At 67.0% G+C, this 11,524-nt stretch carries 10 protein-coding genes; 2 read left to right on the top strand and 8 right to left on the bottom strand.

The window, feature by feature from the left end; translation table 11 throughout:
• Positions 1–316 precede the first annotated feature (316 nt).
• The 3 genes from FHD68_RS19695 to FHD68_RS06125 form a co-directional block, all read right to left on the bottom strand.
• Complete coding sequence (locus tag FHD68_RS19695) at positions 317–445, bottom strand: hypothetical protein (RefSeq protein ID WP_255352761.1); 129 nt, start codon at positions 443–445, stop codon at positions 317–319.
• A 310-nt stretch (positions 446–755) separates the two neighbouring features.
• Positions 756–1,298 (bottom strand): CAP domain-containing protein, encoded by a 543-nt coding sequence (locus tag FHD68_RS06130; RefSeq protein WP_139085394.1) that lies wholly within the window; start codon positions 1,296–1,298, stop codon positions 756–758.
• A gap of 91 nt (positions 1,299–1,389) precedes the next feature.
• Positions 1,390–1,590 carry a hypothetical protein gene (locus tag FHD68_RS06125; RefSeq protein ID WP_127898407.1) on the bottom strand — a complete coding sequence of 67 codons (201 nt, stop codon included), beginning with the start codon at positions 1,588–1,590 and terminating at the stop codon, positions 1,390–1,392.
• A 548-nt stretch (positions 1,591–2,138) separates the two neighbouring features.
• Between FHD68_RS06125 and FHD68_RS06120 the strand changes: the two genes are divergently transcribed.
• Together FHD68_RS06120 and FHD68_RS06115 are read left to right on the top strand one after the other, a co-directional pair.
• Complete coding sequence (locus FHD68_RS06120; RefSeq protein WP_052714524.1) at positions 2,139–3,290, top strand: efflux RND transporter periplasmic adaptor subunit; 1,152 nt, start codon at positions 2,139–2,141, stop codon at positions 3,288–3,290.
• Entirely contained in the window at positions 3,287–6,397 is a 3,111-nt protein-coding gene (locus tag FHD68_RS06115) for an efflux RND transporter permease subunit (protein ID WP_139085382.1), read from the top strand. Before FHD68_RS06120 ends, FHD68_RS06115 begins: the two co-directional genes overlap by 4 nt.
• Positions 6,398–6,431: 34 nt before the next feature.
• On the opposite strand, the gene FHD68_RS06110 is transcribed toward FHD68_RS06115, so the two are convergent.
• From FHD68_RS06110 to hydA, 5 genes are read right to left on the bottom strand one after another with little or no spacing between them, the layout of a single operon-like run.
• Positions 6,432–7,415 carry an ABC transporter substrate-binding protein gene (locus FHD68_RS06110; RefSeq protein WP_139085380.1) on the bottom strand — a complete coding sequence of 328 codons (984 nt, stop codon included), beginning with the start codon at positions 7,413–7,415 and terminating at the stop codon, positions 6,432–6,434.
• Positions 7,416–7,467: 52 nt separating this feature from the next.
• The gene (locus tag FHD68_RS06105; protein WP_127898411.1) at positions 7,468–8,400 is read right to left on the bottom strand and encodes an ABC transporter permease; all 933 of its coding nucleotides are present in this window, start codon (positions 8,398–8,400) and stop codon (positions 7,468–7,470) included.
• Entirely contained in the window at positions 8,397–9,266 is an 870-nt protein-coding gene (locus FHD68_RS06100; protein WP_139085378.1) for an ABC transporter permease, read from the bottom strand. The genes FHD68_RS06105 and FHD68_RS06100 overlap by 4 nt, the downstream gene beginning before the upstream one ends.
• On the bottom strand, positions 9,259–10,032 hold the full coding sequence (locus FHD68_RS06095; protein WP_045980852.1) for an ABC transporter ATP-binding protein: 774 nt from the start codon (positions 10,030–10,032) through the stop codon (positions 9,259–9,261). Before FHD68_RS06095 ends, FHD68_RS06100 begins: the two co-directional genes overlap by 8 nt.
• Before the next feature lies 1 nt (position 10,033).
• A complete protein-coding gene (gene hydA, locus FHD68_RS06090) occupies positions 10,034–11,485 on the bottom strand; it encodes a dihydropyrimidinase (RefSeq protein ID WP_127898414.1) in 1,452 nt (483 codons plus the stop codon).
• Positions 11,486–11,524: the final 39 nt, after the last annotated feature.

The raw sequence follows: 11,524 nt of genomic DNA, 5'->3' as shown, positions 1-11,524 counted from the left end.
GGATTTCTAAACTAAAAATCACCGAACGCCCGATGCCCTTTAAATTCCACCTAGTTTTCACACGGTCTGGATCATAAGTGAAAAAGGCGGTCCATCTGGGCCGCCTTTTGTTCATGATCGGCACAGCCCTACGCGTCTGGCGATTGATATCGTCGCGGGATGAGGCGCTATGAGGGGGCAGGGGTCGGCGAACATGGACCACCGGAGATGGGTGCAGCTCCGCTGATCCACATCCCGCTTCACGGGCATGCCAATGCGTCACGCGCGTTTATGATCAGCCACCGACACCGTCAGACGCGCTGCCTCACCGCGATGGTCATTTGCCCTTGGCAGCAACGGCCGCCGAGACGACATCCTTGGTGCTGGGCGCCGAAGCGTTCGTCTTGGGCTTCTGCTTCTTCGGCTTCTTCTCGTCGCGTTTGCGTTTGTCCATGCCCTTGGCCATGTTCGTCTCTCCAATAGCCGCCGGGGACCGGCGGGTGGAAACGATACGCCTTTGCAGGAAAAAGGACAGACACGTCGGCGGCATCACCGCCGTTTCGGGGTGATCAGGGCTCGAAGCCTGGCTCGTACTCGACGAAGGCGCTCATGCACAGATCGGCGCAGGGGTCCTTCGGGGCGGCGCAGGCAGACAGCGCCAGGATGGCGCAGAGGGACAGGCGAAACATGATACTGACTCCGATACTATCGAAGCCATATATAGGTCATTTGTTCAATTTGCTAACCTGTCTTTCCGGCCAGGACAGGCATCGCCCCTATCTGCCGCGTGGCGCCGCATAGACCGCCGCCCAATAGCGCGTGCGCCCATCCGCGCCAAGCGCCTGCCCGATGCCGAAGTTGCTGACCTGCGGGATCATGATGTTCGAGACATGGCCCGCAGAGGCGTTCCATTCCGTCAGCACCCGATCTAGGCCGAACGGCCCCGCGGCGATGTTTTCTGCCGTGACGGTGGGCGCATAGCCAAGCGCCTTGACCCGCTGCGACGGGCCCGAGCTGCGGCTGCCCGCATGGGTCATGCGGCCGCGTTGCGCCATGTCGCAGGCATGCCGTGCCGCGGCGCGCGCCAGCAGATCGTTCGCCTGCACCGGAGGCAGGCCGGATCGCTGCCGGAGCGCGTTGGTCGCCCGCACCCCGGCCGCCTGCTGGTCCGCCGTCGTGGCAGGGCAGGTGGCGGGACCGGGCGCCGAGGCCTGGACGTCGATCGTCGATGCCGGCCCGGTCGGGGCCGATGCACAGGCAGCCGTCAGCAGCGCCAAGGTCAGCACCCCGCAACGACCGTAGGGACCAGATGCCGACATCAGGAGCTCCCGTCATGATTGCATTATGTGCCATTTGACACGCATAAGGCATGCCCTGTCACCTGTTTTGTGCAGACCTTGGCCGAAACCGTCAGCGCGGCGGAACTTTGGCGGCAGACGGCTCCACCACCGTGCGGTCATGGGCGCAATCATGGGTCGCGGTGCCATCGGCGATCCGGCGGGCGCGTCTGTTCGCTGCGGCACCATCATGGTCGGGCACGCAGCCCATCATGCATGCGCCGCGGTCGTCCGGCTGACTGACCTTGGAGACGACCAGGATCGCGTGCTCCACCCGCCATCGGCATCGGCCAGGTGAAAGTGCTGGATGGCCGCGACGGGGACGGGCCGTCCGCCGACCTGTGCCATGCGCCATTCGACGGTGGGACCCGCATGATTGGAGGCACCGAATGTCGGCGTGCCCGGCCCGTCGGCAATGGCCATAGGTCACCGCCTTGCGGCCGTCGGTCTGGCGCAGCTGGTAAGAATATCCGGCGGTGCCGGGGCGGGACAGATCCGCCCAACTGCCCTCATCCGGTAGCGACCGGTCGATCACGCGGCAATTGCGCGCCGGTCCGTTCGTTGTTTACTGCTGGTCAGCCCGCCCAGGCAGGGTGGGCCAAGGTGATCAGGATCGCTGCGGCGCATCGTGTCATCAATCCTCTCTGGCCGTGGTTCCGGCAGGGGAACGCGCGGGGGCGGGCATGGGTCTTGGCAGGGGCGGACGCCTTGACGCAGGGGACAAGGGTCACGACTGTTGACCTGCGCGTTCCAAGAAACCATCTAGGATGACAAGACCGCCCGGTGCCATGGCCGGGGCGGGGCCCCTGACATGGATTGACGATGACGCGGTATCTGTCCTCCTCGACGCTCGCCTTTCTGGCGATCCTGGGCTTTCTGGCCTTCTGGATCGGTGGCGGCATGCTGAACCGTGAACCTCCCGCCGAGGCCGCCCCGGTCGAGGTGGCGGTTCCCCATGTCGCGGCCAGCATGTCCGTCGCCGAGGAGATCGTGCCGCGGACGGTGCTGTTCGGGAATGTCGTACCGGACCAGACGTCGATCCTGCGGGCGCGCACCGCAGGGATCGTCGAGGAGGTCGTGCGCCAGGGCCACGTCGCCGAACAGGGCGAGCAATTGGCGCTGCTGTCGGCCGACGACCGCGAAGCCGGCGTGGCGCGCGCCGAGGCGGCCGTGGGGTCGGCCGAGCGCGACTATGACGCCGCGCGGCAGTTGCGGGAACGGGGCGTGACCTCGGAGGCGGAGCTGCAGTCGCGCTTCGCACAGCTGGAATCGGCCCGGGCCGAACTGCGCGCGGCCCAGTTGGAACTGCAGAACACCCGTCTGACCGCCCCGATCAGCGGCACCGTCAGCAACGTCATGGCCGAACTGGGCAGCTTCGTGGATGCCGGCGGAGAGGTCCTTGAGATCGTGCGCAACGATCCCCTGATCGCCCAGATCGAGGTCCGCCAGTCCGAGATCACCTCGGTCGCGCTTGGCCAGTCCGCACAGGTCGTGTTCCAGGGCGGCCGCGAGGCCGAGGGCCGCGTGCGCTTCATCGCGCCGGTCGCCACGGCCGAGACGCGCACCTTCCGCGTCGAGGTCGAGGTTCCGAACCCCGACAATGCCGTGCCCGCAGGCCTCAGCGCGCAGATATCGCTGGCGATGGACGCGGTGCGCGCGCATCGGCTGTCGCCGGCGCTGATCCGGCTGGATGACGCCGGGCGGATCGGCGTGTTCGTTGTGGCCGAAGACGGCCAGACCCTGCGTTTCGCGCCGGTCCAGATCGTGCAGGCCCGCGCCGAGGCGATCTGGGTCACCGGGCTGGAGGACCGCGCGCGGGTCGTCACCATTTCTCAAGGCGCGCTGAGCGACGGGCAGCAGGCCCGCGTCAGCGACACGCCCGAACCCTATCGCGACGTCGTGGGCGACGGGGCGACCGATGCGGCGGCGCTGCTGGGCACGGCCCAGGCATCTGACGCCGTGGCCGGCCCATGAACGGGATCATCGCGGCGGGCTTTTCCCGCGCCCGCACGGTGATGATGGTGATGGTGGGCCTGCTGCTGGCGGGCTTTACGGCCTATGTCACCATCCCCAAGGAATCGATGCCCGAGGTCGACATCCCGATCTTCATCGTGAACGTCACCTATAGCGGCGTCAGCGCCGAGGATGCCGCCACCCTGCTGGCCGAACCGATCGAGCGGCAGGTGAACGCGCTGGAGGGGCTGCGGCGGATGGAGACCGTGGCCAGCGAGGGTTTCGCCTCGGTCACGCTGGAGTTCCGCCCCGGCTTCGATCAGGCACAGGCGTTGCAGTCGGTCAAGGATGCCGTCGACGACGCGGGCCCGGACATTCCGCCCGAGGCCGACGGCCCCTTCGTGCGCGAGATCGACATGGCGCTGTTCCCGATCCTGACGGTGGCGCTGTCCGGCCCCGTCCCGGAACGCGAGCTGATCCGCCTTGGCCGCGCGTTGAGCGACGAGATCGAGACCGTCAGCGGCGTCCTGCAGGCCGACCTGACCGGAGAGCGCGAGGACCAGCTGGAGATCCTGATCGATCCGCTGGCGCTGGAGACCTATGGCATCTCTCCGGGGCAGCTGTCGCAGGCGATCCAAGCCAACAACCAGCTGATCGCGGCGGGCTCCTTCGATACCGGGGCGGGCCGCATCGGGGTGTCGATCCCCGGCACTGTCGTCCGCCTGGATGAAATCATGTCGATCCCGGTGCTGGTCGACGGGGCCACCGTGCTGCGCGTCCAGGACGTGGCCGAGGTGCGTCAGACCTTTAAAGACCCGGTCAGCTTTGCCCGCATCGACGGACAGCCCGCCCTGGCCATCGACGTGCGCAAGACGGTGGGCGCGAACGTGATCAACACCGTCGCCGCGGTCCGCGACGTGGTGGCGCAGACCCGCGCCGACTGGCCCGAACAGGTTGGCGTCGTCTTCATGAACGACCAGTCCAAGGAGATGCGCACCCTTCTGTCGGACCTGCAGAACAACGTGATCGCGGCGGTGGTGTTGGTGATGCTGGTCACCGTGCTGTTTCTGGGCTTGCGTGCATCGCTGCTGGTGGCGGTGGCCATCCCAGGATCGTTCCTGGGCGGCATCCTGATCATCTGGGCGCTTGGTTTCACGCTGAACGTGATCGTGCTGTTCGCGCTGATCCTGGTGGTCGGCATGCTGGTCGACGGCGCCATCGTGGTGGTCGAGATGGGCGAACGCCTGATCGCCAAGGGTCATGGCAAGGCCGAGGCCTACCTGCTGGCGGCGCAGCGGATGGCATGGCCGATCACCTCGTCCACCGCGACCACGCTGGCGGTGTTCTTTCCGCTGCTGTTCTGGCCGGGGCTGGCCGGACAGTTCATGTTCTATCTGCCCGCCACAATGATCGCCACGCTGCTGATGTCGCTGCTGATGGCGCTGGTCTTCGTGCCGGTGACGGGCAGCGTCGTGGGCGGGGGGCAGGCGCTGCCGCCCGAACCAGATGCCGACGACACGTCGGGCGCGATGGCGCGCCTGTCGATCTGGACCATCGCACGGCCCGGCGCCACGTTGGGGCTGTCGATCCTGACGGTGCTGGTGATCCTCTATGCCTATTCGCACCTGAACCGCGGGGTCGAGTTCTTTCCCGAGACCGACGCCGAGCGCGCGCAGGTCCAGATCACCGCGAACGGCAACCTCTCCGTCCAGGAGAGCGACCGATTGGTGCGCCTGATCGAGGAACAGGTCCTGGGTTTCGAGGGCATCGAGCGCGTCTATTCCCGCACCATCGGCAGCGTCGAGGAGCGTGTCCGCTCCAGCCTCTCCAGCGACGTGATCGGCCAGATTCAGGTCGAGTTCACCGACTGGCGCACCCGCGCCCCCTCGACCGAGGTGATCGACCAGCTGCGCGCCGCCACGGCGGAGGTGCCGGGCCTGGGCATCCAGATCGAGGCCGCGGCATCCGGGCCCGGTGCGTCCCGCCCGGTCCAGATCGAGATATCGGCCTCCAATCGCCCGGCACTGCAGCAGGCGTCGGCCAAGATCGAACAGCTGATGCAGGCACAGGGCCGCTTCGTTGACATCGCCAACGACACGCCCCGACCCAACCCCGAGATCCGGCTGGTCGTCGACCGAGAGGAATCGGCGCGCTTCGGCATCGACATGAACACCATCGGCACCGCGGTCCAGCTGCTGACGACGGGGGTGAACTTAGGCACCTACCTTCCCGATTTCGCCGATGACGAGGTCGACATCGCCCTGCGCTATCCGTCAGATCAGCGCAATCTGGAGAACCTGTCGTCATTGCGTGTCGCCGGTCCGTCCGGCGCGCAGGTGCCCATTTCCAACATGGTGCAGATGATCCCGGCGCCTGCACCCTCTGCCATCACCCGCATCGCCGCGAGAGAAACCCAGACCCTGACCGCGGACCTGGCCCCGGGCGCCACGCTGCAGGCCGAGTTGGCGCTCATCCAAGCCAGCATCGACCAGGCCGATCTGCCCGACGACGTCGAGGTCACGTTCGGAGGAGAGATCGAGGACCAACAGGAGGCGATGACCTTCCTGATGGGGGCGTTCGTCGCGGCGATCTTCCTGATGTTCACCATCCTGCTGATCCAGATGAACAGCTTTTATCAGGCGCTGCTGGTGCTGACGGCGATCGTGTTCTCTATCTCGGGAGTGTTCCTTGGGCTGATGATCCGGCAGGAAGCATTCTCGATCGTGATGAGCGGCATCGGCATCATGGCCCTGGCGGGCGTCGTGGTGAACAACAACATCGTGCTGATCGACGCCTATAACGAATATCGCGGGGCCGGCGACGATCCGGACCGCGCGGCGCGGCGTGCGGCGTCGGAACGGGTGCGTCCGGTGCTGTTGACGGCCGGCACGACGGTCATCGGCCTGGTGCCGATGGTGCTGGGCATGACCATCGATTTCACCGGCCGCGACCTGTTCCTGGGCGCGCCTTCGGGCCAGTTCTGGATCCAGCTGTCGACGGGGATCGCAGGGGGGCTGGTGGTGGCGACTGCGGTCACGCTGATCCTGACGCCGACGCTACTGGCATGGGACGGACGCAGGCGCGTCCGCAGGCAGGCGCGACGCGCGGCGGCGCAGCCCGCGGAATAAGGCGGGCCGCCCGATGGGGCGGCCCGCCCGTCGTTCAGTCGAAGGCGCGGTCGGTGATGGTCGACACCCACGCCCCTTCGGGGGCGGCCTGGATCACCGGGTCGGACCCGCCCGACAGCAGGATATCGACGGTGCGCTGGTAATCGGCCTCGGCCAGGGTGCCGTCCGAACCTTCCAGGAGCTTGGCGATCTCGGTCATCATGCGGGTCTGATGCTCCAGGGTCTGGGCGCCGGTCTCGTCGTTGTCCAGGACGATCTGGGCGGCCTCCTCGGGGTTCTCGGCCGCGTATTGCCAGCCGCGCATGCTGGCGCGGACAAAGCCCACCAGGTCGGTCACCTTCTCGCTGTCCTCCAGCGTCTCCTCCAGCACGTAGAGGCCGTCCTCAAGGGTGGCCACGCCCTGGTCCTCGTACTTGAAGGTCACCAGGTCGTCCTCGGCGATGCCGGCGTCGATCACCTGCCAGTACTCGTTGTAGGTCATCGTGCTGATGCAGGCCGCCTGTTTCTGCAGCAGGGGATCGACATTGAAGCCCTGCTTCAGCACGGTCACACCCTCGGGGCCGCCCTCGGTCGACAGGCCAAGTGTGTTCATCCAGGACAGGAACGGATATTCGTTGCCCGCGAACCAGACGCCCAGAGTCTTGCCCGCGAAATCGGTCGCCGGATCGCTGATGCCGCTTTCCTTCAGACAGGTCAGCATCATGCCCGACGCCTTGAAGGGCTGGGCGATGTTGACCATCGGCAGGCCCTTTTCGCGCGCGGCCAGCGCCGCAGGCATCCATTCGACGATAACGTCCGCGCCGCCGCCGGCCAGGAGCTGGGTCGGGGCGATGTCGGGACCGCCCGGCAGGATGGTCAGGTTGACGCCCTCTTCCTCGTAGAAACCCTTTTCCTGCGCGACGTAATAGCCCGCGAACTGGGCCTGCGTGACCCATTTCAGCTGCAGCGTCAGATCGCCCGCCTGCGCCCCTCCGGCCATCAGCGCAAGGGCCGCGGCCCCGGTCATCAGTCGTGTCATTTCCCGTCTCTCCTGTTGGTGGGATCCGTCCCGGATGGGGATGCGGCCCCGGTTAGTTGCGCTGCGACGGGTGCCAGAACGTCACCTTCTTCTCGATCAGCGCAACGATGCCATAGAACAGCGTTCCCGCCAGCGCCGCCACGACAATTTCGGCCCAGACCAGCGGCAGGTCCAGACGCCCCACCGCGGTCGAGATACGGAAACCCATGCCGCGCGTCGGGCTGCCGAAGAATTCGGCAACGATCGCCCCGATCAGAGCCAGCGTGGTGGTGATCTTCAACCCGTTGAACAGAAAGGGCATCGCGGCGGGCAGGCGCAGCTTCCACAGCGCCGCGCCATAGGGGGCGGCCCAGCTGGCCATCAGGTCGCGCTGCATCGCATCGGTGGCGCGCAGGCCCGCGACCATGTTCACCAGAATCGGGAAGAAGACCATCACCACCACGACCGCGGCCTTGGACTGCCAGTCGAAGCCGAACCACATCACCAGGATCGGGGCGATGCCGACGATGGGCAGGGCGGCGACGAAATTGCCGATGGGCAGCAGCCCGCGCTGCAGGAAGGGGCTGCGGTCGATGGCGATGGCGGTCAGGACCGCCGCCGCCGCACCGATCAGCCAGCCGGTCAGCGCCCCCTTGAGGATCGTCTGGACGAAGTCGGTCCATAGAATGCCGGTATTGGCCGCGAAACTGGCCGCGATCTGGCTGGGTGCGGGCAGGATCACGGTCGGGATCGCATAGGCGCGGACCGCCATCTCCCACAGCAGGATGATCGTGCCGCCAAAGATGATCGGCACGACGGCGCGCGTGGCGGGCGTGTCGAACCCGGCCAGCCACGCGTTGAACAGCCACGCGATCAGCCATACCGCCACCAGCGGCGCGGCCGTCGGCGCCAGCCAATGCGCGGCGACCAAGGCGACGATGCCCCCCGCGACCACCTGGATGTTCTGCAGGAACCAATAGGTCCGACCAAGGCGCAGCTCTGTCATCGTGCCAACCCCATGCGGCTGAGGGTGCGTCGCTCCAGCCATCCGACGATGGCCACAAGGCCCGCGGCCAGCAGGGCCGCGACGAACAGCGCCGACCAGATCTGGACGGTCTGGCCGTAATAGCTGCCTGACAGCAGGCGCGCGCCAAGCCCTGCGGTCGCTCCGGCGGGCAGTTCGCCCACGATGGTTCCGACCAGCGCCGCGGCGATCGCGACCTTGAGGCTGGCGAACAGGTAGGGCAGCGAAGACGGCAGCCGCAGCCGCCAGAAGACCTGGGCGTTGCTGGCGCTCCAGCTGCGCATCTGGTCCAGCTGCATCGCATCGGGGGTGCGCAGGCCTTTGACCATGCCGACCAGCACCGGAAAGAACGACAGCCATGCGGCGATGATCGCCTTGGGCAAAAGACCCGTGACACCCATGCTGGACAGGACCACGATGACCATCGGCGCGATGGCCAGGATCGGAACGGTCTGGCTGGCCACGGCCCAGGGCATGACCGACTGGTCTATGCTGCGGCTGTGGACGATGCCGACCGCCAGCAGGATGCCCGCGCCGGTGCCGATGGCAAAGCCCGCCAGCGTCGCGGACAGGGTCACCCAAGCATGCCAGACCAGGCTGCGGCGCGAGGTGATGGCCTGACCGGCCAGCCCCTCCCACAGGCCGACGGCCACCTGGTGGGGGGCGGGCAGCACGGGGCGTTCCTGCACCAGGGTGCGCGCGACAAGGTCGGGCAAGGTCAGCGTCACCTCGGCCCGGGCGGCCTGGTCACGCTCCCATTGGGCGTTCATGCGGATCGCGGCCAGGTACCAGACGGCGACGATGGCCAGCAGCACCGTCATCACGGGCACAAGCCGCCCCCTAGTCATGGCTGTGCCCGTCGCGCAGCCCCTCCCGGACCTCATGGGCCAGGGCGATGAATTCGGGCGTGTCGCGGATGTCCAGCGGACGGTCCGGGGGCAGGGTGCTTTCGATCACGCGGGTGATGCGGCCCGGACGCGGCGACATGACGACGATCTTGGTCGACAGATAGACCGCCTCGGGAATCGAATGCGTGACAAAGCCGATGGTCTTGCCGGTCTTGCGCCACAGGGCCAGCAGCGCCTCGTTCAGCCGGTCGCGCACGATCTCGTCCAATGCGCCAAAGGGTTCGTCCATCAGCAGGATGTCGGCGTCGAAGGCCAGCGCACGTGCGATGCTGGCGCGCTGCTGCATGCCGCCCGACAGCTGCCACGGAAACTTGCCGCCAAAGCCCGACAGTTCGACCAGGTCCATGACCCGGGCGATGCGTTCCGCGCGATCAGCTTTTGAAAACCCCATGATCTCCAGCGGCAGAGAGATGTTCCCCGCGATCGTCCGCCACGGGTAAAGCCCCGGCGCCTGGAACACGTACCCATAGGCACGCGCCCGTCGGGCCGCGTCCGGCTCCATCCCGTTGACGCGCAGGGTGCCGTCGGTGGGCGTCTCCAGCGCGGCGATGCTGCGCAGGAACGTGGTCTTGCCGCATCCCGACGGCCCGATGAAGCTGACGAATTCGCCGGGTGCGATGGACAGGTCCACGTCCTTGAGGGCGTGCACCGGCCCGTCGGCGGTCTGGAAGGTCAGGCTGACGCCGCTTGCCTCGATGACGGTCAAGTCACACCCCGCTTGCGGGAATGCCGCCGCGCTGGACCGGGCGCGGCGCGGTCAGGTCCTTCCAGGCGGACAGCGCGCGGTTTACCTGACCGCGCGGCTCGCGGGCCACGAATTCGCCGTGCCCCTCGCGGCTGTCGACCTTGCCCTCGGTCACGGCAACGACGCCGCGGGTCAGGGTGAACCGCGGCAGGCCCTTGACGGTCTGCCCCTCGAACACGTTGTAATCAATCGCGGATTGCTGGGCGCAGGCGGTGATCTTCTTGGTCGCCTCGGGGTCCCAGACCACCAGGTCCGCGTCGCTGCCGACCAGGACCGCGCCCTTTTTCGGGTACATCCCCAGGATCTTGGCGATGTTGGTCGAGGTGACGGCCACGAACTCGTTCGGCGTCAGCCGCCCCGTGCCGACCCCATGCGTCCACAGCATCGGCATCCGATCCTCAAGACCCCCGGTGCCGTTCGGGATCCTGGTGAAATCGCCGATGCCGGTACGTTTCTGATCGGTTGTGAAGGCGCAATGGTCGGTCGCCACGACCGACAGGCTGCCCGACTGCAGACCGGCCCACAGGCTGTCCTGATGCTGCTTGTTGCGGAACGGCGGCGACATGACCCGGCGTGCGGCATGATCCCAATCCGCGTTGAAATACTCGGATTCGTCCAGCGTCAGGTGCTGGATCAGCGGCTCGCCCCAGACCCGCTTGCCTTGGGCGCGCGCCCGGCGGATCGCCTCATGGCTGTCCTCGCAGCTGACATGGACCACGTACAGCGGCACGCCTGCCATGTCGGCCACCATGATCGCGCGGTTCGTGGCCTCGCCCTCGACCTGGGGCGGGCGGGAATAGGCGTGGGCCTCCGGGCCGGTGTTCCCCTCGGCGAGCAGACGCGCCGACAGCTCGGCTACCACGTCGCCGTTCTCGGCATGGACCATCGCCACGCCGCCCAGATCTCCAACCCGGCGGAACGACGCGAACAACTCGTCGTCATTCACCATCAGCGCGCCCTTGTAGGCCATGAAATGCTTGAAGCTGGTGATGCCGCGGTCCACGACCGCCTGCATCTCGTCGAACACCTGCTGGCCCCACCACGTGACCGCCATGTGATAGCTGTAATCGCAATGCGCGCGCCCGGACTTGTTGTCCCACATCTGCAGCGCATCCAGCAGTCCTTGGCCCGGCGACGGCAGCGCGAAATCCACGACCATCGTCGTGCCTCCCGCCAGTGCCGCCCGCGTCCCGCTCTCGAAATCGTCGGCCGAATAGGTGCCCATGAAGGGCATCTCCAGATGCGTGTGCGGGTCGATCCCGCCCGGCATGACCAGGCAGCCGCCCGCGTCCAGGACGGTGTCACCGACCAGCCCCTGACCGATCGCGGCAATACGCCCCCCCTCGATCAGCACGTCGGCCTGATAGCTCAGATCCGCCGTGACGATGGTTCCGCCCCTGATGACCGTGCTCATGGCATCCCTCTTCTTCTTTGTCCAAATACCCTGGGGGTC

The sequence above is a fragment of the Paracoccus marcusii genome (genome assembly GCF_006151785.1).
GTDB lineage: Bacteria > Pseudomonadota > Alphaproteobacteria > Rhodobacterales > Rhodobacteraceae > Paracoccus > Paracoccus marcusii.
This window is presented reverse-complemented; position numbering and strand designations above follow the sequence as displayed.